19 protein-coding genes are annotated in these 20,981 nt (G+C 71.0%); 10 read left to right on the forward strand and 9 right to left on the reverse strand.

Features of this window, described 5'->3' with window-relative positions:
* The first annotated feature begins 39 nt into the window (after nucleotides 1–39).
* The 3 genes from CJ197_RS05440 to CJ197_RS05450 all read left to right on the forward strand — a co-directional run bounded on the left by CJ197_RS05440 (nucleotide 40) and on the right by CJ197_RS05450 (nucleotide 4,790).
* Nucleotides 40–2,109, forward strand: a complete 2,070-nt coding sequence (locus CJ197_RS05440; protein WP_102235725.1) for a prolyl oligopeptidase family serine peptidase — start codon at nucleotides 40–42, stop codon at nucleotides 2,107–2,109.
* Between the two features lie 51 nt (nucleotides 2,110–2,160).
* Nucleotides 2,161–2,805: a collagen-like protein gene (locus CJ197_RS05445; protein WP_146007709.1), complete on the forward strand. Its 645-nt coding sequence runs from the start codon at nucleotides 2,161–2,163 to the stop codon at nucleotides 2,803–2,805.
* A 164-nt stretch (nucleotides 2,806–2,969) separates the two neighbouring features.
* Nucleotides 2,970–4,790 carry a serine hydrolase gene (locus CJ197_RS05450; RefSeq protein WP_102235727.1) on the forward strand — a complete coding sequence of 607 codons (1,821 nt, stop codon included), beginning with the start codon at nucleotides 2,970–2,972 and terminating at the stop codon, nucleotides 4,788–4,790.
* Nucleotides 4,791–4,808: 18 nt separating this feature from the next.
* Here CJ197_RS05450 and CJ197_RS05455 read toward each other — a convergent pair whose 3' ends face one another.
* The 3 genes from CJ197_RS05455 to CJ197_RS05465 all read right to left on the reverse strand — a co-directional run bounded on the left by CJ197_RS05455 (nucleotide 4,809) and on the right by CJ197_RS05465 (nucleotide 7,929).
* Nucleotides 4,809–5,120, reverse strand: coding sequence for a glutathione peroxidase (locus tag CJ197_RS05455; RefSeq protein WP_369801489.1), 312 nt, complete (start codon nucleotides 5,118–5,120; stop codon nucleotides 4,809–4,811).
* Complete coding sequence (locus CJ197_RS15880; protein WP_369801490.1) at nucleotides 5,002–6,168, reverse strand: aminoglycoside phosphotransferase family protein; 1,167 nt, start codon at nucleotides 6,166–6,168, stop codon at nucleotides 5,002–5,004. The genes CJ197_RS05455 and CJ197_RS15880 overlap by 119 nt, the downstream gene beginning before the upstream one ends.
* 135 nt (nucleotides 6,169–6,303) lie before the next feature.
* A complete protein-coding gene (locus CJ197_RS05465) occupies nucleotides 6,304–7,929 on the reverse strand; it encodes a serine hydrolase (protein WP_102235729.1) in 1,626 nt (541 codons plus the stop codon).
* A 251-nt stretch (nucleotides 7,930–8,180) separates the two neighbouring features.
* On the opposite strand from CJ197_RS05465, the gene CJ197_RS05470 reads away from it, so the two are divergent.
* Both CJ197_RS05470 and CJ197_RS05475 read left to right on the forward strand, forming a co-directional pair.
* The gene (locus CJ197_RS05470; protein ID WP_102235780.1) at nucleotides 8,181–8,918 is read left to right on the forward strand and encodes a glutamine amidotransferase; all 738 of its coding nucleotides are present in this window, start codon (nucleotides 8,181–8,183) and stop codon (nucleotides 8,916–8,918) included.
* A 226-nt stretch (nucleotides 8,919–9,144) separates the two neighbouring features.
* A complete protein-coding gene (locus CJ197_RS05475) occupies nucleotides 9,145–10,032 on the forward strand; it encodes a GH25 family lysozyme (RefSeq protein WP_102235730.1) in 888 nt (295 codons plus the stop codon).
* Between the two features lie 94 nt (nucleotides 10,033–10,126).
* Here the strand turns inward: CJ197_RS05475 and CJ197_RS05480 are convergent, their stop codons facing one another.
* From CJ197_RS05480 to CJ197_RS05500, 5 genes are all read right to left on the reverse strand, one after another.
* Complete coding sequence (locus CJ197_RS05480) at nucleotides 10,127–10,576, reverse strand: SRPBCC domain-containing protein (RefSeq protein ID WP_102235731.1); 450 nt, start codon at nucleotides 10,574–10,576, stop codon at nucleotides 10,127–10,129.
* Between the two features lie 203 nt (nucleotides 10,577–10,779).
* Entirely contained in the window at nucleotides 10,780–11,577 is a 798-nt protein-coding gene (locus CJ197_RS05485) for a thioredoxin domain-containing protein (RefSeq protein WP_102235732.1), read from the reverse strand.
* Between the two features lie 106 nt (nucleotides 11,578–11,683).
* Nucleotides 11,684–12,373, reverse strand: a complete 690-nt coding sequence (gene pdxH, locus CJ197_RS05490; RefSeq protein ID WP_102235733.1) for a pyridoxamine 5'-phosphate oxidase — start codon at nucleotides 12,371–12,373, stop codon at nucleotides 11,684–11,686.
* A gap of 172 nt (nucleotides 12,374–12,545) precedes the next feature.
* Complete coding sequence (locus CJ197_RS05495) at nucleotides 12,546–13,148, reverse strand: N-acetyltransferase (RefSeq protein ID WP_233190657.1); 603 nt, start codon at nucleotides 13,146–13,148, stop codon at nucleotides 12,546–12,548.
* Nucleotides 13,149–13,237: 89 nt separating this feature from the next.
* Complete coding sequence (locus CJ197_RS05500) at nucleotides 13,238–13,669, reverse strand: hypothetical protein (RefSeq protein ID WP_102235734.1); 432 nt, start codon at nucleotides 13,667–13,669, stop codon at nucleotides 13,238–13,240.
* 232 nt (nucleotides 13,670–13,901) lie between these two features.
* Between CJ197_RS05500 and CJ197_RS05505 the strand changes: the two genes are divergently transcribed.
* Both CJ197_RS05505 and CJ197_RS05510 read left to right on the forward strand, forming a co-directional pair.
* Nucleotides 13,902–15,119 (forward strand): acetyl-CoA C-acetyltransferase, encoded by a 1,218-nt coding sequence (locus tag CJ197_RS05505; RefSeq protein ID WP_102235735.1) that lies wholly within the window; start codon nucleotides 13,902–13,904, stop codon nucleotides 15,117–15,119.
* Nucleotides 15,119–16,465, forward strand: a complete 1,347-nt coding sequence (locus CJ197_RS05510; RefSeq protein ID WP_102235736.1) for an acyl-CoA dehydrogenase family protein — start codon at nucleotides 15,119–15,121, stop codon at nucleotides 16,463–16,465. Before CJ197_RS05505 ends, CJ197_RS05510 begins: the two co-directional genes overlap by 1 nt.
* A 164-nt stretch (nucleotides 16,466–16,629) precedes the next feature.
* Here CJ197_RS05510 and CJ197_RS05515 read toward each other — a convergent pair whose 3' ends face one another.
* Entirely contained in the window at nucleotides 16,630–16,929 is a 300-nt protein-coding gene (locus CJ197_RS05515; RefSeq protein ID WP_102235782.1) for a helix-turn-helix transcriptional regulator, read from the reverse strand.
* Between the two features lie 508 nt (nucleotides 16,930–17,437).
* On the opposite strand from CJ197_RS05515, the gene CJ197_RS05520 reads away from it, so the two are divergent.
* The 3 genes from CJ197_RS05520 to CJ197_RS05530 all read left to right on the forward strand — a co-directional run bounded on the left by CJ197_RS05520 (nucleotide 17,438) and on the right by CJ197_RS05530 (nucleotide 20,966).
* Nucleotides 17,438–18,484: a LacI family DNA-binding transcriptional regulator gene (locus CJ197_RS05520; protein ID WP_102235783.1), complete on the forward strand. Its 1,047-nt coding sequence runs from the start codon at nucleotides 17,438–17,440 to the stop codon at nucleotides 18,482–18,484.
* A 215-nt stretch (nucleotides 18,485–18,699) separates the two neighbouring features.
* Nucleotides 18,700–20,088, forward strand: a complete 1,389-nt coding sequence (locus CJ197_RS05525) for an extracellular solute-binding protein (RefSeq protein WP_102235737.1) — start codon at nucleotides 18,700–18,702, stop codon at nucleotides 20,086–20,088.
* Nucleotides 20,085–20,966, forward strand: coding sequence for a carbohydrate ABC transporter permease (locus CJ197_RS05530; RefSeq protein WP_102235738.1), 882 nt, complete (start codon nucleotides 20,085–20,087; stop codon nucleotides 20,964–20,966). The genes CJ197_RS05525 and CJ197_RS05530 overlap by 4 nt, the downstream gene beginning before the upstream one ends.
* The last annotated feature ends 15 nt before the right edge of the window (nucleotides 20,967–20,981 follow it).

The raw sequence follows: 20,981 nt of genomic DNA on the forward strand, positions 1-20,981 counted from the left end.
CCCGCCGCCGCGCTGCCGCCCAGCCCCTACCCTGGGACCATGGTCACGACACTGCCGTACGGATGCTGGCCCTCGCCGATCACCGCCGAGCTGCTGGCCACAGGAGGCACACGCCTGGGCGCTCCGCAGCTGGTGGGCGATCACGTGTGGTGGACAGAAGGGATCGCCACCGAAGGCGGCCGCCAGGCGATCGTGCGCACCGCCGGGCCCGTCGGATACATCGGCGCCCACCATGAGGCCGAGGTGGTCACCGTGCTGCCCGCGCCCTTCAACGCGCGCTCGCGCGTGCACGAGTACGGCGGCGCCAGCTGGACCGTCGTCTCCGGCACCGACCAGGACCCCGATGGACCCCTCGTCGTCTTCGTGAACTTCGCCGACCAGCGCGTCTACGCCCTCCGGGAGGGTCAGGAGCCGCAGCCGCTCACCCCCGTCGGCCCTGAGGTGCCCTCCGCGCACGGCCCCTCCCTGCGGTTCGCCGAACCCGCCCCCGTCATCCTCGGGGGCGGCATCGTCGAGGTGTGGTGGGTGTGCGAGGACCACACCGGCGGCGAGCAAGGGCCGCGCACCGGGGCCGACGGCGCCCCGCACATCGAGCGGTACATCGTCGCGGTCCCGCTGGACGGCAGCGCCGCCGAGGACCCGTCGGCCCTGCGGCGCATCACGCCCTCGAGCCGCTTCGTGGCCGCCCCACGCCTGAGCCCCGATGGCGCGCAGGTGGCGTGGATCAGCTGGGAGCATCCGCAGATGCCATGGGACGGCACCGAGCTGCACGTCGCCCCGCTCGTGGCTGGCAGCGCCGGCGAAGGCCAGGTCATCGCCGGGGATACCGGCACCTCCGTGCTGCAGCCGCAGTGGCTGGACGCGGAGCGTCTGCTGTTCCTCTCCGACGCCTCCGGCTGGTGGAACCCCTGGCTGTGGTCCGCGGCCGATGGTGCCCGGCAGGTGCTCGAGCTGGATCAGGAGTTCGGCGGGCCGCTGTGGGCGCTCGGCACCACCTGGTACCGCGTGCTCGATCCCGACACCGCCCTGGTCACCTACGGGCGGGCCGCCACGCAGCTCGGCCTGCTGCGGATCTCCACCGGGAAGCTCACGGCGCTCGAGCTGCCGCTGACGGACATCGGCACCGTGCAGCTGCGCGAGGACGGGCTGCTGGTCCTGGCCGGTGCGTCCCCGACCGCGTTCCCCGCGATCTGGACCGCGCGGCTGGATCGCGACCCCGCCCAGGTGCGTGACCTGCAGGTTCTGCGCTCCTCCCGCGCCGACGCCCCGGACCCGGCGGTGCTGCCCACCTCGGAGAGCATCGAGGTGCCGCTGCCGGACGGCGGGGTGGTCCACGCGATCATCCACCGCCCCCACCAGGAGGGACTCGCCGGGCGGGACGGGGAGCTCCCGCCGTTCATCGCCCGCGTCCACGGGGGGCCGACGGGGCATGTCTCGCCTGTCCTGAGCCTCCCCACCGCCTACTACACCTCCCGCGGCCTGGGCGTCGTGGACGTGAACTACGGCGGCTCCACCGGGTACGGCCGCGCCTACCGCGACCGCCTCAAGGGCCAGTGGGGCGTGGTCGACGTCGCCGACACCGTCGCGGTCATGGAGCATCTGGTGCGCGAAGGCATCGCCGACGGGCAGCGCCTGGCGATCGAGGGCGGCAGCGCCGGCGGCTGGACCACGCTCGCATGCCTGACCCGCACGAGCACCTTCGCGGCGGGCGCCTCAAGCTTCGGCGTCGCCGAGCTCGAACGCTTCCGCCTGGACACCCACGACTTCGAATCCCGGTACATCGACGGGCTCGTGGGCCCCTACCCCGAGCGCCGCGACCTGTACGTGGAGCGGGCACCGCTCAGCCACGTCGACGAGCTCGAGGTGCCGGTGCTGCTGCTGCAGGGCGATGAGGACCGCATCGTCCCGCCCAGCCAGTCCGAGCTGGTGCGCGACGCCCTCGCCGCCAAGGGCATCCCGCACGCCTACCTGCTGTTCGAGGGCGAGCAGCACGGCTTCCGCAAGGCCGAATCCATCATCCGCGCCACCGAGGCCACGCTGTCCTTCTACGGGCAGGTGCTGGGGTTCAACCCCGCCTGCGTGCCCGTGCTGGAGCTCGAACGCGGCTGACCCACGGGCGGGCGCCGCGCACCGGAGAGGACGACACAGGAGGATGCGCAGATGAACGGGTACGAGTACGGGCCGACGGGACCTGCGCCCGAAGACGGGCCGACGGGGCAGCCCGGGCCGCGCGGATCTATGGGGCATCCAGGGTCGATGGGGCCCGCGAGGCCGGTGGGGCAGGCCGGGCCGATGGGCCCGGCACCCGTCGGGAGTCCGACGCCCGCGCGCGACCCCTTCGCCGAGCCGCTGAAACCCGCGATCGCCCTGACCGTGCTCTCCGTGTTCGCCGGCATCATGCTGATTCTCAGCCCGCTGATCTTCAACCTCCTCGGCCCCGCCCTGCTGAGCGGTGCCCGCGAGGCGGTCTTCTGGGTCATCGGCATCCTCGCGCTGCTGGCGGGCGTGGCGAGTCTGCTGGGCTGGGTCGCGATCATGGTCCTCGGGATCATCGTGGCCGTCCGCGGCGGGCGTCAGCTGCGCACCGGGGCGCTGATCGTCGTCATCGTTGCGGGGCTCGGGCTGTTCTTCTCCTTCGATGTATCCGGCTCTGACCTGGGGAACCTGTGGCGGGTGCTGGCGTGGGTGGAGGCCATCGTGGCGCTGCTGCGCGGCATCGGCTTGCTGGTCGGCGCCGGATTCCTGGTCGCTGGCATCCGGACGGTCCAGGTGCTGCGGCGCCGCTCCGCGCGCCCGCTCGCATAACGGTGTGACGCTTGCCACGTCGGGGGCTCGTCGTTACCGTGGCGGGCGGCGCCCGAGGGCCCTCGACGGCGGGGGCCTCGCCACCCCGGACCTGCACGGGTCGGTCGCAGCGGGAGCACCCGCACGGCCCATCGGCCCTGTGGGACCGGCTGCGAAGGAGCAGCATGCACCCCCGATTCTCCCGTCGGACCACCCTTGCCGCGACCGCGCTGGCGGCCATCTCCGTGCCCGCTGCGGCGCACGCCCAGGGCGACCCCGCCCCGCGCAAGGAGCGCCCCGCAGCGGCACAGGCCCGCTCCGCCCCGCGCTGGGGCCGGGGCGGCCCGCACCGTGACCCCTGGGATCGCCAGCCCACCGGGAAGACCCTGCGCGAGGCGCGGCCGAACGCGGTGGGTCTCGACGCGGGAGTGCTCAAGGAGCTGCCCGGCATCATCCGCGCCGGCCTGGACTACGACCCCGCGCGCTTCTCCGGTGCGTCGCTGCTGGTCGCCTCGCAGGGCGGTATCGCCTACGAGCACGCCGACGGGTACGCGCTGCGCTGGCAGGACACCAGCACCGAGCTGCCCGAGGCCGAGCGGATCCCCGCCCGCACCGACACCATCTACGACCTCGCCTCGATCTCGAAGATCTTCACCGCCGTCGCGGTCATGCAGCACGTGGAACGCGGGGAGCTGAGGCTCGATGACCTCGTGGCCGACCATCTGCCGCGCTTCGCCGAGGGCGGCAAGGGCGGCGTGAGGATCCAGCACCTGCTCACCCACACCGGCGGGCTGCCCGCCTTCATCAACCTCTACTCCGCCTACCCGGATAAGGCCTCCCGGATCGACGCGGTGCTCACCGTCGCCCCGAAGGCCGGGCCGGGGGAGCGGTACGAGTACAGCGACCTGGGGCTCATCACCCTTGGCCTGATCGTCGAGCAGCTGTCCGGAATGGGGCTGGATGAGTACGTGCGTGCGCACATCACCGAGCCGCTGGGCATGAGCGAGACGATGTACAACCCGCCCGCGGAGCTCAAGGACCGGATCGCCGCGACCGAGTACGTGGAGCATTACGGCCGCCTCGTCCACGGGCACGTGCATGACGAGAACGCCTACTCCCTGGGCGGCGTGGCCGGGCATGCGGGGGTGTTCTCCACCGCGCGGGACCTCGCCGTCTTCGCTCAGATGTTCCTGGGCGGTGGGCGCTACGGCCGTGCCCGCATCCTGCAGCCCGAGACCGTGCAGGACATGTTCACCGACCGCATCGCCAAGGTCACCGGAGTGGGCGGGGCCCGTCGCGGCCTGGGCCCCGAGCTGGAGGCCTGGTACTACCACGCGGGCCTGACCAGCCCCTACAGCGGTGTGCACACCGGTTTCACCGGCACCTCGCTGGTGATCGACCCGCTGACCGACACGATCGTCATCCTGCTGACGAACTCCGTGCATCCCACGCGTGAATGGTCCACCACCTCGGTCACGCGTCGCGAGGTCTCCTCGTGCGTCGCGCATGCCCTGGGCGTCGTGCCCAAGGAGGTGCGGGGCGGCTGGCACGCCGGCGAGGACGATGACACCACGGCGACGCTGTCGGTCCCGGTGACGCTCAGCGGCGAGGACCCGGTGCTGCACCTGCAGCTGTTCAGCCACCTCGAGACCGCTTACGACGTGCTGACCGTCGAGGTCACGGCCGACGGGGGCGAGACCTGGCAGGGGCTCGACGGGCGACTGGAGGCGAAGCACCAGGAGGACGTCGCGGTATCGGCCGGGCAGATCACCGGCTGGGGCGAGCGGGCCGTATGGGACGGGGTGTTCCCGCTGGTATCGGAGCGGGTGTCGCTGCGCGGCGAGGTGGAGGTGCGCCTGCGCCTGGTCACCGACGAGGCCACCCACGGCCTGGGCGCGTGGGTGTCACGGATCCGCGTGGCAGAGGTGAGCGGTGACGTGCTGGACACCGACCGCCGGGGCGATGCGCAGCTCGTCGTCGCTGACGGGTGGACGCGCGGGGCGTGAGGCAGGGCCCGTCGGGCCTCAGAGGGCGCGTTCGATGTCCTCGGTGAGGTCCGCGGGCGGGGTGTCCGGGGCGTAGCGGGCGATGACCTGCCCGTCCCGGCCCAGCAGGAACTTCGCGAAGTTCCACTCGATGTCCCCGGCGGGGACCCCTGCACTGGGATGCTCACCGGTCAGCCACTGATACAGCGGATGGGCGTGCTCTCCGTTGACGTCAATCTTCGCGAACATCGGGAAGGTGACGCCGTAGTTGACGCTGCAGAACTCGGCGATCTCCTCGGCGCTGCCGGGTTCCTGATGCTTGAACTGATCGCACGGGAACCCGAGGATCACCAGGCCCTTGTCGCGGAAACGCTGGTAGAGGTCCTGCAGGGCGGCGTACTGCGGGGTCCGCAGCCAGGCGCTCGGGCTCATTGAACATGTGCTGCAGCAGGTCATAGTGCGGGTCGCCCACGTAGGGCTTGGGGTCGATGAGGGCCCAGCGCATGCCGCGGAGACCGGCGGGCGCTGGCGCGGCGCTCGTGTTGTGTGGCTCGATGGGTACTGGGCCGGTGCTCGCGTGGTGCGGCCCTGCAGGCACTGGGCCGGCGCTCGCGTGGTGCGGCCCGGCGACAAGTTTCGGCGCCCCGATGGAAGGGTCGCGAGGCCCCGTGCCGCGTGCCGTCGACCCCGTGCAGGCGCCGGTCAACGCGGTGCGGGCGAGGACGTTCTCGCCGTGCAGATCGGTTGCGAGAAGCACCGGCTCCCTTGTCCACTCGTGCGGCAGGCGGCGGAAGAGGGCGAGGCCATGGGCGATGAGCTCCGGCGGCAGCGACGTCGTGGGGGCCTGCGCACCCGAGCGATAAGCGCCCCCGGTGCGGGCGAGCCGAGTCTCAGCCTCGTCGGCCCACTGCGCGCACATGTCCGCGAGCGGCCGGAGCCGTGCCGCGTCGGCGGGTGGCAGCACGTCGGCGGGCGGAACCCACAGCTGGCGCGCGAGTGCGGCGAGGACCTCGTCGCGCTCGGGCCCGGTGAGCTGCCCGGCGAGCGGAGTGCCGGGCGCGATCCGCTCCATGAGCAGCAGCGTCGTGCTGTCGTCGCGCTCGGCGCGGTGCACCCGGGCGGCTCCGCGGTCCTGCCAGGCCCGCATGCCGAGCGCCTCATCCCGCGCCTCGTCATGCGCGAACGCGACCTTGAGCACCAGCTGCTCGCCGCCTGCACCGGTCACTGGCGCCACCCAGGCGCTCGAGCCGCCCGGCGTGAACGGGGCCGATGCCGTCAGCTCCCACTGGTCGAGCACTTTTTCCACGCGGCCTGGCAGCTTCGCGCGCCAGGCGACGAGGGCCGGGTCGTCGGACTCCAGCAGACGCGGCGGCAACGGGTGCCCCGCCACGGTGATCACGACATGCCCCAGCCTGTCGGGGCCAGCCTGCTGGGTGCCGCCATCCCCGTCACCACCACGTTCGCGGGCCCGGAGCGCCGCGCAGCCCCGGGGCGCAGGGGCAGGCCCCGGGGGTGCTGGCGTGGGGGCGTGCTCTCACGGTGCGACGATGCGCGGGGGCATGTGGAAGTCCGCGCTCGGGGTCTGCACCTGCCCGGTGTCGATCAGCCCGGTGCAGCGCAGCCGCCCGTCCTCGCGCACCACGCGCGCCAGCAGCGGCTCCGCCCACGTCCCGTACCCGGCATCACCCCAGGTATCGAGCTCCACCACCGTGGTCCCCGGCTCGATGGGGTCCGTCCCGAGCCGCGCCACAGCCAGCTCCAGGGCGCTCGACGCCGGATCCAGCGCCGCCTCATCCAGCGCGAACAGCCGCCCGCCCAGCATCGCCAGGCGCATCCGCCCCCACAGCGAGTCATAGGTGCCGACGAGCGTCTCGGCGAGCTGCGCCGCCGACACCTCGGTGTCCTCGAGCTCCAGCGTCGGCTGCTCCTCGAGCACCGCGGGGCGGGGCCGACCGTTCGAGGCGCCGCCCTGCGCCCCCGAGCACTCCCACTCATCGGCCCGCGGTGCAGGGCGTCCGGCCGCGAGCGCCAGCAGACCCAGGATCCCGTGGGCGATCTCCGAGCTCGGAGCATCCACCGCCGTGCCGATCACACTCACAGCCAGGCGCTCTGCCGGCGCCGCCCAGGTGCGGGACAGCCCCGTCGGGAACCCGCCCGAATGCCCGATCACGCTGAAACCGTGCAATCGCCCTTCTTGCAGGCCCAGCCCATAATGCCCGCCATCCTGCAGCGTCCACACGCGGCGCCGCAGCTGCCGCAGCGACCCCGGCTCGAGCAGAGCATCGGCCGTCAGCACCTTCCCCGCGAAAGTGGCGATCGCCCCGGCGCTGGCCCAGAACCCGGTCGCGGCCGCGAGAGCTCCGGTGGGGATCTGCTCGACGACCACCCGCGGGCCGTGCAGCAGCGAGGTGTGGCCGGCCGCGAACCCGTCGGCCGTCCCGGCATCCGGGGCCTCCGCGGGAAGGTCCGGGCCGATGTTCTCCACCCCTACCGGCTCGAGCACCAGCTCCGAGACGGCCTCGGCGAAGGACTGCCCGGTCGCCTCCTCGATCACCAGACCCAGCAGGCCGTAGCCGATGTTCGAGTACTGCAGGTGCAGGCCGGCCTCGCAGCGCACCGCCTCCTCGCGCGCGATCCGCAGCAGCTGCTCGCGGTCCGCGAAGGGGATGCCCAGGCGCCACCAGCGCGCATCCGAGGAATCACGGGTCAGGCCCGCGGAGTGGGAGAGGAGGTCTCGCAGGGTGCGGTCGGCGACGGGGGCATCGGCGAGCTCCGGCACGCGCTCGCCGAGGGTGTCATCCAGCCGCAAACGGCCCTGCTCTACGAGGCGCATGATCGCCAGCGCCGTGAAGGTCTTGGAGTGCGAGGCGATGCGCAGCCGGTGCGTGGGCTGCAGCTCGATGCCGCGCGGCAGATCCGCCGGGCCCACCGCCACCTCGGTGACCAGCTCGCCGTCATGCCAGATCGCGGCCTGAATGCCGGTCTGCGAGCGCAGGGCCCGGTTGGTCTCGAGCCAAGCGGGCAGCATCCGGGCCACGTCCTCGACGGCGGCGCGGGAGATGGGGGAGGCGGGTTCTGCGGCCGATGAGGCGGTGGGCTGGTCAGGCTGCGAGGACGGGTCGGGCTGCGTGGACTGGTCGGGCTGTGCGGGCTGAGTCATGGGTCTCCTTCGACGAGGCGGGGTGATGCCCACACGGTAGCGGCGGAGGCTCCTCGCTCATATTCCACCAAGGGGACTCAGATGACCGGCCGCCTGCATACTGCACGCGGCCGGTCATCTGCGTACCGTCCGTGGAAGCAGCCCTCTCATGCCCCGCATCCCCACCCGCACCCCGCGTCCCCGGCCGTGCGCCGCACCCCGCACCCCGGCCCGTGCCCCGCGTCCTGGCCTGCGGGATTACGATGCCCGGCGTGAAACCCTTCGTGCAGATCGCCACCCGCCCCGAGGACCCCGTCGCCGCCACCGAACGGGAGTCCGTCCTGGGCTTCACGGGCCTGGCTCCGGAGGATCTACTGTGGGTGCGGCTGGACCGCGACCCCTTCCCTGACCTGCACGCGCAGGACATCTCCGGGATCATCCTGTGCGGCAGCCCCTTCACGGTCTCGGACCCGCCGTCCTCGAAGTCTCCGGAGCAGGTCCGCGCCGAGGCGGAGATCAGCCGCGTGTTGGATCGCGTGATCGCCGAGGACATCCCTTTCCTGGGCGCCTGTTACGGCATCGGTACGCTCGGCACGCACATCGGCGCCACGATCGACCGCACCAACGGGGAGCCGCTGAGCGCCGTTCCCGTCACTCTCACCGCCGCCGGGCAGGAGGATCCGCTGGTCCGCGCCGCTCAGTTGCCTGAGACCTTCACGGGGCTGGTGGGACACAAGGAGGCGGTGACCACCCTGCCGGAGCACGCCACGACGCTCGCCACCGGACAGCGGGCCCCGGTGCAGATGTTCCGCGTGGGCACCCGCCAGTACGCCACCCAGTTCCACCCTGAGCTGGACGTCCCGGCGATCATCGAGCGCGCCCGCGTCTACCGCGACCACGGCTACTTCTCCCCGGATGAGATGGAGGAGATCTTCGAGCGGCTGCGGCATGAGAGCGCCGACGAGGCTCCGCGGCTGCTGCGCGCTTTCGCGGAGCTGTTCGCCCGCTGAACTGCGGGCCGCCCGCTGAACTGCGGGCCGCCTGCTGAACTGCGGGCCGCCCACTGAGCTACGGGCCGCCCACGGAGCTGGCGGGTCCGATCAGCTCGCGAGCCGATCGAGCACCGTCCGATGCGTACCGTCCCGACGGCCCCAGCTCGGCCGCTGCCTGCAGGCCAACCCGCCCCGTCGGCCCTGCCTCCGCAGCCTGCCTGCGCAGTTCCGGTAGCTTCGTTGCGTGCCCCGCTTCACTCCCGAGCAGGTCCGGCGCCGTCAGATCGTCGCCGGGGTCCTTGCGCTGCTGCTGGTGCTCGCGATCGGCGGCTGTACGGCCGGGCTGATCGGCGCGCTGCGCGGCGGTGGGGCGGACGCTGAGCCTCGCACGCAGCGCGGAGACTTCCGCGCCGATGACGCGGCGATGCAGCTGCCCGAGACCGCAGCGGATGCGGCGGTCCTCGCGAACCTTCCTGAGCGGGTGGAGCTGAAGCCCGGCGAGGTGATGGGCATCGATGTCTCCGCTCATCAGAAGGACATCGACTGGCAACAGGTCGCGGCCGACGGCGTCTCTTTCGCATACATCAAAGCCACCGAGGGCAGCGGCTTCACCGACAGCCATTTCGCGCAGAACTGGGCGGGAGCGCGCGAGCACGGGATCACCCCCGGTGCCTACCACTACTTCACGCTGTGCTCGCCGGGCGCGGAGCAGGCCGCGGACTTCCTCGCCGCTGCCCCGCCGGACGATGCGGCGCTACCACCGGCGCTGGACCTCGAGTTCGACGGCGCCTGCGATGAGCGCCCGGAGGCCCAGCACGCGCAGGCGGAGATCAACGCTTTCACCACCGCGGTGGAGAAGGCCTGGGGGCGGCGCATGGTCATCTACTCGTCCTCGCAGTGGCGTGATCACTACGGTCTGCCCGCGGCCGATGGGCGCCCGGCCTGGCTGTTCTCGGAGACCACGCGCCCGGCGACGTCGGATTGGGCGGTGTGGCAGCTGCGCTTCGACGGCACGGTCGCGGGGATCGAGGGCGGTGTGGACATTGACGTGCTGCGCCCTGAGGTGCTGCGGGAGACCGCCGCGATCGCCCCGGGCGACGGCGCCCTGGAGCCGGACGCCGCCACCGACTGAGCGGCGAGGGATTTCTCAGCTGCGGCGCGGGCAGCGGCGATGAGCGCAGCTGCGCGCATCCGCGAGTGCCCCGGAGATCTCGGAGGGCCGCAGCTCAGCCCGGCAGGTCCAGCACCACTGCACGCTCGCTCGAGCAGGTGTCCACGAGCGCATCCAGCACCCCGGTCCAGTGCTCGAGCAGGTCTTGCCGCTCGGCCGCGCCCAGCAGCCGCTCCTGGTGGAGCGTGATCTGGGTGCCATCGCCCTCGTCCTGCAGGGTCACCTGGAAGATCGTCTCGTGGTCGAGGTCCTTCGGGGTCCAGCGCACACGCACCCGTCGGCCCACATGGGCACCCACCACGCGGCCGCGCAGCACGGCGCCGTCCCGCAGCGGCGCCCCCACCATTTGCGGGACGGAATCCACGCCCAGCCAGCGCGGCAGCCACTCGCTGAGCAGCCGACGCCACACGTCGTCGGGCTCGGCCGGCAGGGTGCGGGAGACGGCCAGGCGCCACCCGGCATCAGGGGTCAGGCCATCGGGGGAGAAGCTGGTCATGCGGTGCATGGCCTCACCGTAGGCAGGGGGCCGACGGGGCGCGAGAGGCCGCGACGAGATATCCGGAAGAGTTCCGCTCCCGGTCAACCCTGCGTCACCTCAGATCGGCGCGTCACCTCAGCCTCGCGCGTCACCTCGGCCCGGCGTCATCGAGCCCGTGCGCGGCCCCGCGCCCTCAGGCCACCAAGCCCGCGGGCAACCTCGCCTTCAGCTCACTGAGCGGCGTCGATCTGGGCGGTGAGCTCTCCGGCCACGGACCAGTCGCCCTCGGCCATGGTGCCGTTGATGAACACGACGGGCGTGCCGGGCGTGGACTGCCGTGCCTCGGGCTCCACGACGTCCTGCAGCCAGCTGACATACGTCTCGCCGGTGACGCAGTCGGTCACGTCGATGTCAGTGGCATCCTCCACGACGCCTGCGAGCTCCTCGGGGCTCATGCCGGCGCCTTCCGCCTGGATCTCGAACAGCGCCTCTTCGGCGTCGAACCAGTCCTCGGGATCCCCCGTCTCGGCGTAGGCGCACACCGCGGCGTTCGCGGCGCGGCTGGAGTAGCCGGGCGGGGTGGTGCGCTCATCGAGCATCGGCCGCGGGTGGATCTGCAGGGTGATCTCGCCTTCCTCGACCATCTCCTCGAGGTCATCGCCGTTCACATCGGAGAACACGGCGCAGTGCGGGCACGCGAAATCGGAGTAGACATCCACCACGACTGGGCCATTGCCCATGGTCAGATACGTCTGGCCGTCCTCGACCCCCGGCGGCAGGGCCATCTGTTCCCCGCCCCCGTCGCTGGCGCCACCGCCGTCGCTCGCGCCGCCGCCGGTCTGCGGATCGGTGGCGGTGGTGACGGGATCACCCGACGGGGTGGGATCCTCCTGGCCGCCCATCCCGAACAGATACCCGCCGGCGATGAGTGCGACCACCAGCACGCCGATGATCAGCAGGCAGGCGGCGCCGAGGATGCCGCCGATGAGCCAGGGGGAGCGGGAACGGGACGGAGTGGGTGCGGACACGGGAATCCTCTGGGGCCGATGGGCTGGACATAGCCGAACACAGGGAGGGTACTCCGCGGATCCGGGCGGTGGCCGTGACGTTCAGCCCGGCAGTCGGGGACTCTGCTCAGGGCTGCAAGCGCTGCCGCTGCCATGCCCCATCGTCGGCGCGCTCATAAACCAGACGGTCATGCAGGCGGTCGCTGCGGCCCTGCCAGAACTCGATCCTCTGCGCCACCACGCGCAGCCCGCCCCAGTGCGGCGGGCGCGGCACGTCCTGGCCCTCGTATCGCTCCGCCACCTGCGCCTGCTGCTGTTCGAGCGCTGCCCGGGAGGCGATCGGTGCGGACTGCTGCGAGGCGCACGATCCCAGCTGCGAGCCGCGCGGTCGCGAGGCCCAGTAGGCATCGGACTCCGTGGCGGGCAGCTGCTCGATGGGGCCCTCGATCCGCACCTGCCGCTGCAGCGGGTACCAGGGCAGCAGCAGCGCCGCCTGCGGGGTCGCCGCGAGCTCCCGGCCCTTGGCGGAGTGGTAGTTCGTGAACAGCACGAAGCTGTCCTCCTCGCGGCCCTTGAGCAACACGGTGCGTGAGCGCGGCTGGGGCACAGGCCCGTTCAGGTCCACGGTGGAGAGCACCACTGCTGATGGTTCGGGCAGGTCTCCGTGTGTCTCGCGGCGGGCGAGGGCGTCCTCGAGCCAGGTGTCGAACAGCGCGAGCGGATCCGTCGGCGCATCATCACCGAGCATGCCGGCGGTGTAGTCCAGGCGCTCGGAGGCCAAGCGGTCACGGGGGTCGACGGGCGGGGGCGTCGTCATGCTTCGAGGATAGGCCGCGCAGGTCAGGTGTGGGCCAGGTGCGGGGCCCGGGGGAGGGGGTGCGCCGTGGTGCTCTCGCGCGGGGGTCTGCGCGGCAGGATGCGCCGACGGGGGTGCCTGCCGCGTCAGCCTGCGGGGTCGAGACCGTCCCCCTGGGGTCTGATCTGGCTGTTCAGCGGATCATGCGCACGTCCACGAGGCCCTCGTACATGGGCTCGACCTTGCGGGCGCCATCCAGGGTGAAGCCGTGCTTGGCGTAGAAGCGGATGGCTCGCGGATTGTCCTCGGCGACCCACACGCTCGCGGGTGCATCGCCGAGCGTCGCCTCGATGAGCGCGGCCCCGAGCCCGGTGCCGAACCAGTCCGGATCCAGGTACAGGATCGCGAGCTCGAGCTCCCGCACCGGCGGCTCATCCCGGGAAGGCGCGGCGACCGCGAAGCCGAGCGGCGTGCCGTCGGCGTCGCGGCCGATGCGGATCGTGAGCGGTCCGGGCAGCCCGGGGGTGCCGGGGAAGGTGCCGGCAGGCAGAGCGCTGTCGGCAGCACGGGGAGCGCCGGTCTGCGGCGCCCCGTCGGCCCCGTCGGCGCTTGTGGTTCCGGGAGCGAGCATCTGCGTCCACTGGGCCTCGCGTCGCTGGATCGCGGGCTGGCCGAACCACTTCTCGCCCGAGAGCACATGGCCGTAGGCGGCTTCCCAGCTGCGCACATGGACGCGCGCGAGCGCGGGGGCGTCGGCAGGACGCGGCGTGTCGAGGGTGAAGGAGGGGGAGGCCACGGAGGGAGTCTGGCATACCCGGGCGGATGCGGGGCGCACCAGGCCGCGCCCCCGGGGGCGTGCCCTCGCAGCCGTGCTCGAAGGGTCAGTCACTCGCAGTGCGCCTCGCCCTGAACCGGCAGCATGCACCACGTCTCCGGCATCTCCTCCGCGCGGATGATGACCCGCGCGCCCTCGCCCTCGCCGTCGGCCGGGTCCAGGGGCTCGATGCGCCAGATGTCGGGCGTGAGCGCCTTGCCGTCGTTCGCCACGTCCAGCTCCACCGCGGAGAGCTCCCGGCGCCCCTCGCGCAGAGAGAGCCGCACCGTGGACGGCCCGAAGATGACGGCCTGCCCCACCTCCTGCACGATGACGGTGCGGCCACCGAGCTCAACCTCGTCCAGGGTGGTGCGCCGCGCGGTGAGCTGCCACCACGCCACCGCCATGATCCCCACGATGACCAGGGCCAGGGCGAGAAGCAGGCTGAGGATGATGAGGACGATGCGGCGAGCGGTGGAGACGCGGTTCGACGACGGAGTCATGACCTGATGATCGGCGTGTCCACCACGTGCGGCGAGCCCGCGCCCGAACCCTCTGCGGAATCTGCACCGCATCCACCAGAACTATCCGATACCGCGAGTATCACTCATCGTGTACGCTCGGTCCCGTCGGCCCGGGTGCCCCGAGCATCCCGTCGGCCGTCGCACGCCCGCTCGGCGTGCTGCGGCACCCGCCCCGAGCTCGTCTGCTGACACCGTCGTCGAAGGAGACCCCGTGCCCGAAGCCGTGATCGTCGCCGCCGCCCGCTCGCCCATCGGCCGCGCCCGCAAGGGCAGCCTCGCCGCCCTCCGCCCCGACGACCTCGCCGCCCAGATGATCACCGCAGCCCTGGACCAGGTCCCGGCGCTGGACCGCACCGAGGTGCAGGACCTCATGCTCGGGGTCGGCATGCAGGAGGGCGTGACCGGCGGCAATATCGCTCGCCCGGTTGCTCTGCTGTCCGGGCTCGCGACCACGCCCGCCACCACGGTGAACCGCTTCTGCGCGAGCTCCATCCAGACCACCCGCATGGCCTTCCATGCCATCCGCTCCGGCGAGGCCCACACCCTGATCTCCGCAGGCGTCGAGTCCATCTCGATGCTCGGTGCCAAGATCATCGACGAGGACGCCCGCAACCCCCGCTTCCAGGACGCGTGGGAGCGCAGCGAGAAGCGGGCCACCCGCGAGATCCCCGCCCCCTGGACCGATCCCACTGAGGACGGCGCCCTGCCGGACCCGTACATCGCCATGGGGCAGACCGCCGAGAACGTCGCCGAGCTGCGCGGCATCACCCGCCGCGAGCAGGACGAGTACGCCGTCCAGTCGCAGCAGCGGGCCGAGCGCGCCATCGCCAGCGGCTTCTTCGAAAGCGACATCACCCCCGTCACCCTTCCGGATGGCACGGTGATCACGGCCGACGATTCGCCGCGTCCCGGCACCACCTACGAAAAGGTCGCGGCGCTGGACCCCGTGTTCCGCGAGGACGGCACGGTCACCGCCGGGAACGCCTGCCCGCTGAACGACGGCGCCGCGGCGCTGGTGATCATGTCCGATGAGCGTGCCCGCGAGCTCGGGATCCAGCCGCTGGCCCGCGTCGTCGCCACCGGCGTGAGCGGGCTGAACCCCGAGATCATGGGGCTTGGCCCGGTGGAGGCGACCCGTCGGGCCCTCGCGAACGCCGGGATGAGCATCGGCGACATCGACCTGGTGGAGCTCAACGAAGCTTTCGCCGCGATGGTGCTGCCCACCGTGGCGGACCTCGGCATCGACCACGAGAAGCTCAATGTCCACGGCGGTGCGATCGCGCTCGGCCACCCCTGGGGCCAGACCGGCGCCCGCATGACCACCACCCTCATCAATTCCCTGCGCGCCCGCGACGGGCAGCTGGGCCTGGCCACCCTCTGCGTGGGCGGCGGCCAGGGCATGGCCCTCATCATCGAAAGGATGTCCTGATGTCTGCCGACGCCTCTGCTTCCGACGCCGCCGCTGACGCCGCCTCTGCTGCTGACGCCTCCGCCCGCCCGCTCGCCTCTCGGCCCGCCGGCACCCCCGTCGGCGCCCTCCCGCAGGGCCGCATCGTCTCCCACCTGCCGGTCGTGGACACTCCCGCCGAGCTGCTGCCCGGGGCGCTCGACCACTACCAGCTGTTCCAGGACGTCAGCGGCGATGATCTCGCCGCCTGGGCCGCGGCCCGTTCGATCGCCCCTGAGGTGATGGAGCGAATCGATGGCCTGTGGGACCGCCACGAGTACGACACCTCGCTGCTGCAGGTGCTCGCCGGGGCCGATCTGCTCACCGACGGCCTCGACGTCCCGGGGCACCGCCAGCTCTCCCCGCTCGGGGCGGGGCTGGTGAACATGGAGCTGTCTCGCATCGACGGGTCAGTCGCCACGATGGTGGGGGTGCAGGCTGGCCTCGCACTGCGCTCGATCGTGCTGTTGGGCTCGGAGGAGCAGAAGCAGCGCTGGGTCGAGCCGCTGGTCACCGGGCGTGAGTTCGGGGCCTTCGCCCTCACCGAGCCCGATCACGGCTCCGACTCGGTAAGCCTGGAGACCGTGGCCCGCCGCGACGGCGAGGACTGGGTGATCACCGGGGAGAAGCGCTGGATCGGCAACGGCGCGGGCGGGCACGTCTCGGTGGTGTGGGCGCGGGTGGATGACCCGGCCGACGCGGCACTGCACGGCCAGGTCTCCGGTTTCCTCGTGGAGCAGTCGCTGCCCGGCTATGAGGCTGAGCGGATCGTGGGCAAGACGGCCCTGCGCGCCATAGACCAGGCGCATATCCGCCTGGACGGCGTGCGGGTGCCCGATGCGGCGCGCCTGCCCGGGGCCCGATCCTTCAAGGACACCGGCCGGGTGCTGTACGCGACGCGGGCCGGGGTGTCCTGGGGCGCGCTCGGGCATGCGCTCGCCTGCTTCGAGGCGGCCGTGGAGTACGCGGGCGCGCGCGTCCAGTTCGGGAAGGTGCTTGCCAAGCATCAGCATGTCCAGGTGCGCCTGGCCCGGATGCTCGGGACGCTCGTGTCGATGCAGCTGCAATGTCTGCGTCTCGCACAGCTCGAGGCGGCCGGGGAGGTGCGGGCCGACCAGGCCTCGCTCGCCAAGGGATTCTGCACCCGCGGTGCTCGCGAGATCGCCGCGGATGCCCGTGACCTGCTGGGCGGCAACGGGATCCTGCTGCAGAACTCCGTGGCCCGGCATATGGCGGACATCGAGGCACTGCACACCTATGAGGGCACCGAGACGATGCAGGCCCTCATCGTGGGCCGCGCGATCACGGGGGTGAGCGCCTTCGCGTGAGGCAGTTGGGGTCGTCCGCGTCGGCTCGTGCGCCCTCGCCTACTCGGGGGTCGTTTCCGCGAAGGGGACTCTCACGACCGGCCGCGTGCATTATGCAGGCGGCCGGTCAACTGAGTGCCGTCCATGGAATCAGGCCCGGCCATAGCTGAATCCGTCTTGTGTGCTCAGCCTTGTGTTGTTGCGACCGGTGGGGCCGGGCGGGGGCTAGACCGGTCCGGGGCGACGTCGATGGAGATGCGCGCTCCGACGGCGAGGGCGTATCGCCGCACCGATGCGAGGGTCGGATTGGCGTCGTAACGCTCGAACTGGGAGACGGCGCTTTGGGTAACCCCCATGCGTTCAGCGACGTCGCGCTGTGACAGGCCCTGCTGTTCGCGCAGGTCCACCAGGTCCTCGAGGAGTCGATCGAGGGTTTCTGCCAGTGCGGCGGCTCGCTCACGGACTGCTTCTGACGTCTCGGACATGAGGTATAGCTTATATCTCGGGAGGTTTGGCGACAGGCCTCCGGGAAGATTCGCGCTGAGCTCGGCCACCCCCCAGTTGTCCACAGCCCCGGTGGTTGCCAAACTCAGTGCGTGGTCGATCTCGATGTTTTGGGCCGCGCTGAGCTTTCATGAGTAGTTGATGGAACTGCCCTTCGCAATCGGCGCGCACGTACTCGTTGATATCAAATCGGTCGACGACCGACATCAGGCGCTCCATGGCTCGCGCCAGGTGCTGGCCGTCCACGCACATGCGCCAGTAGAACTTCACAGGCCTCTTGCGCGAGCAGACGCTGATGTGGGCGGGCATGGTGACGGTCGTCGAGATCTGCGTTCTTCGGCGAATTTGCCATTGTGGATAACTTCTCGCGCTCTCACCCGCGCCGGGCCATGGTGTGCATCCCGGAGGGGGCTGCGGACAAGTCCCTGCGCAGCTGTTCTCTCAAGCGGGGAACGCGAGCTCGGGCATCGGACCACATACCCTGTGGCTGTGACTCCACCTCGCCGCCCCACCTCTGCTGACGTCGCCGCGCGTGCCGGAGTCTCTCGAGCGACCGTCTCGATGGTGCTGAACGGCCGCGTGGCCGGGACAGTCTCGACGGCCACACAGGAGAAGGTGCTCGCGGCCGCGGATGAGCTCGGGTACACCCGCTCCGCCCTGGCGATCTCCCTGCGGGAGCGGCGCACCCGCACCATCGGTCTGATCACCGACGAGATCGCCACATCTCCCTTCGCGGGACGCATGGCCCGAGCTGCCTCGCTCGAAGCCGCTCGGGCCGACTATCTGGTGATCACGGTGGACCTCTCCCTGCGGGAGCAGTCCGTCTCCGAGGCCGCGCGGCTCCTGGCCGAGCGTCAGGTGGACGGTCTCATCTACGCGACGATGGGGCATGTGCGGGTACCGCGCCCCTCGATCCCGCCGGGTATCCCGCTGGTCCTGTTGAACTGTGCACTTGAGAACCCTGAGGATCCAGGTCCGCCCCTGCCCTCGTTCATTCCCGACGACTACGGGGCAGCCCGGCGCGCGGTCTCGCGCCTGCTCGAGGCCGGGCATCGAAGAATCGCCATGATCTCGGGCGAGGACGACTCCGTCGCCGTCCGTGACCGTGAGCAGGGGTTCCGCGACGAGCTCGCCGCGCACGGGCTGGATGGCCGGGTGCTCTCAGCAGGCTGGCAGATGGATGACGGGTACCGGGCCGCATCGCATCTCCTGGACGGTGAGGACGTGCCCACCGGTGTGTTCTGCATTCGTGACCGGGTGGCCGGTGGCGCGCTTCATGCTGCAGCGGCACGCGGAGTCTCGGTTCCCGAGGGGCTCTCCGTGGTCGGGTTCGATGACGAGGAGTTCTTCGCCGCGTACCTCACTCCGGCGCTGACGACCATGGCGCTCCCGCATACGGAGATGGGGGAGCGAGCTATGGCGGCTGTGCTCGCGCAGCTTGAATCTGATGATTCAGCAACGGCGACGGGACAGCCCACCGCGGTCGCGTGCTCCCTGGTCGAACGCAGCTCGGTCGCTGGCCCGTCAGGGAGCTGAGGCCGGCGGCACGGCGCCGTGCCGGCTCCGCGCGCCGGCCCCCCGCGTCTCCCGTCGTCCGCTGGGCCTCTCCGCCAAGCCTTGACACGTGTGAAAGCCCGGGCGCATACTGACGGCACACGACCTAGACACGTGTGAAAGTCGGAGTCGGAGCGCACCAGATCGACCTGGTGCGATACCCGAGCCGAACGCCCGCACTCGACGAAGAGGACCGCATGGCACGTCGATCCACCATCACCCGCCGCGCACTGCTCGGCGCCGCTGGCCTCACCGGCATCGCCGGGGCCGCAGCCGCGTGGCCGCGTCTCACCGGGAGGGACATCCCGGGCCGCGGAGAGGACGCCCTGACCATCCTCATCCTCGGTACCGCACAGGATGCCGCCGGTCGCCAGGTCATCGCCGACGCCTTCATGGAGGAGCACCCGGACATCCCCGTGCTCATCCAGTCCGTGCAGGCCACCGACTGGGGAGACTTTTTCGCCAAGATCCTCACCATGGTGGCGTCCGGTACCCAGCCGGACGTGGTCTACACCGCGACCGAGGGTGCGCAGCTCTTCGCGGAGCGCCTGGCGCTGCCCCTGGACGACTACATCGCTCGTGATGCCGACCAGATGCACGACTACTTCGACGACGTGCACCCCAGCCTCATCGAGGCGTTCATGTACAAGGGCTCGCTGTACCAGCTCCCTTTGGACTTCAACGCCGCCAACATGTACCTCAACCTCGACGTCCTCGAGCGCAACGGCCTCGAAATGCCGGGCGAGGACTGGACGAAGGACGACTTCACCGAGCTCCTGCGCGGCATGCACGGCGACTCCACCCCCTACTACTGGACCAACCGCCTCTTCGGCGGGATCGTCCCCTGGCTCTACGTCAACGACACCTCCTTCCTCACCGAGGAGAAGGCCGATGGTGCCCAGGAGTTCTGGTCCACCTTCTACCCCGGCGAGGAGCGATCAGGCGGATACCTCTGGGCCGGATCGAACGCCGCCGACGAGAGGGTCCACGAGAGCTTCGAGCATCTGCGGGGCCTGGTGCAGGAAGGGCTCGCGGTGCGTCCTGAGGAAGGCGGCGGGAACACCCTGGTCGGCCTATTCGCCTCCGGCCGCATCGGCACGACCCCGGCCGGCGGCTACTGGGTTCAGGGACTGAGTGAGGGAGGCATGTCGCCCGAGCAGTACGACGTCCAGTTCTTCCCGAAATGGCGCACGCAGCGTCACCAGTTCGGCGCCGCGGGCTACGCGGTCATGAGGACCACCAGCAGGGCGGACCAGGCGTGGGAATGGATCAAGTTCAGCGCCAGCAAACAGGCGATGGAGCTGGCGTTCCCCACTCCGGCCACCACCCCCACCCGCCGCTCGATGGTGAACGACAACTTCTACACCCAGATCGGGCCGGAGAACTGGTCGCGCTTCTACGACACCCTCGACCGCTTCCCGACAACCGGCCCGATCCCGGCCCCGCCCCAGCAGGCCGCCGTCGAGACCGCGCTCATCCGGCACGTCTCCACGGCGCTCTCCGGCGGCCCGGACCAAGTGCAGCGCTCTCTGCAAGCCCTCGACCGTGACCTCCGCGAGGTCCTCGCCCAGGAGGAGATCCGATGAACAAGGACCGCAGCTCCGTCGTCCTGCGCTGGCTGTTCCTCGCCCCGACGATGCTCGGCATCGGACTGTTCGTGGTGGTGCCGATCCTCGGGTCCCTCGTGCTGGCATTCTTCCGCTGGGACATCATCACCTCCCCTCAATTCGTGGGCCTGCAGAACTTCGCCGAGATCGCGACCGACTCCACGGTGGCGGTGTCCTTCGCCAACACCGCGGTGTTCGTGGTGGTGGCGGTCATCGCACAGCTCTGCGTCGCCATGCTGCTGGCCGTCCTGGTGCAATCCTCGATGCCGGGATGGCTGAGGGTCTTCTTCCGCTCCACTTTCTTCTTCCCGCTGGTGCTCTCCGCTGCGAGCGTCTCCATCCTCATGAAGTACCTCTTCAACGAGAGCTACGGGGTGGTCAACTGGGCGCTGTCCCTCGTGAACATCCCCGCCGTCCCATGGCTGACCAGCCCACAGTGGGCCATGGTCGTGGTCATCTGCGTCTACGTGTGGCAGAACTTCGGATTCTCTTTCCTGCTGTTCATCGGAGGGCTCGGCGCCATTCCCACCGAGGTCTATGAAGCCGGTGATCTCGACGGCGCCACGGGCCCGCGGCGCTTCTTCCACCTGACCTTGCCGCTGGTGAGCCCTACCCTGCTGGTCGCCTCGGTCATGGCGATCATCTCGGCCCTCCAGGTCTTCGATCAGCCGTACGTCCTCACCCGCGGCGGCCCCGGCGACTCCACCCGCACCGTTGTCATGGTGATCTACGAGAGCGCCTTCCGGCAGCTCGAGTTCGGCCGGGCGAGTGCTATCGGGCTGATCCTCATGGTCCTGATCATGCTGGTCACCGCCGCGCAGTTCCGCCTCGCCCGCCGATTCGTGTTCTACCAGTGAGTCGCCTGACCGCCT

Origin of the sequence: Brachybacterium sp. UMB0905, assembly GCF_002871795.1 — a bacterium.
GTDB lineage: Bacteria > Actinomycetota > Actinomycetes > Actinomycetales > Dermabacteraceae > Brachybacterium.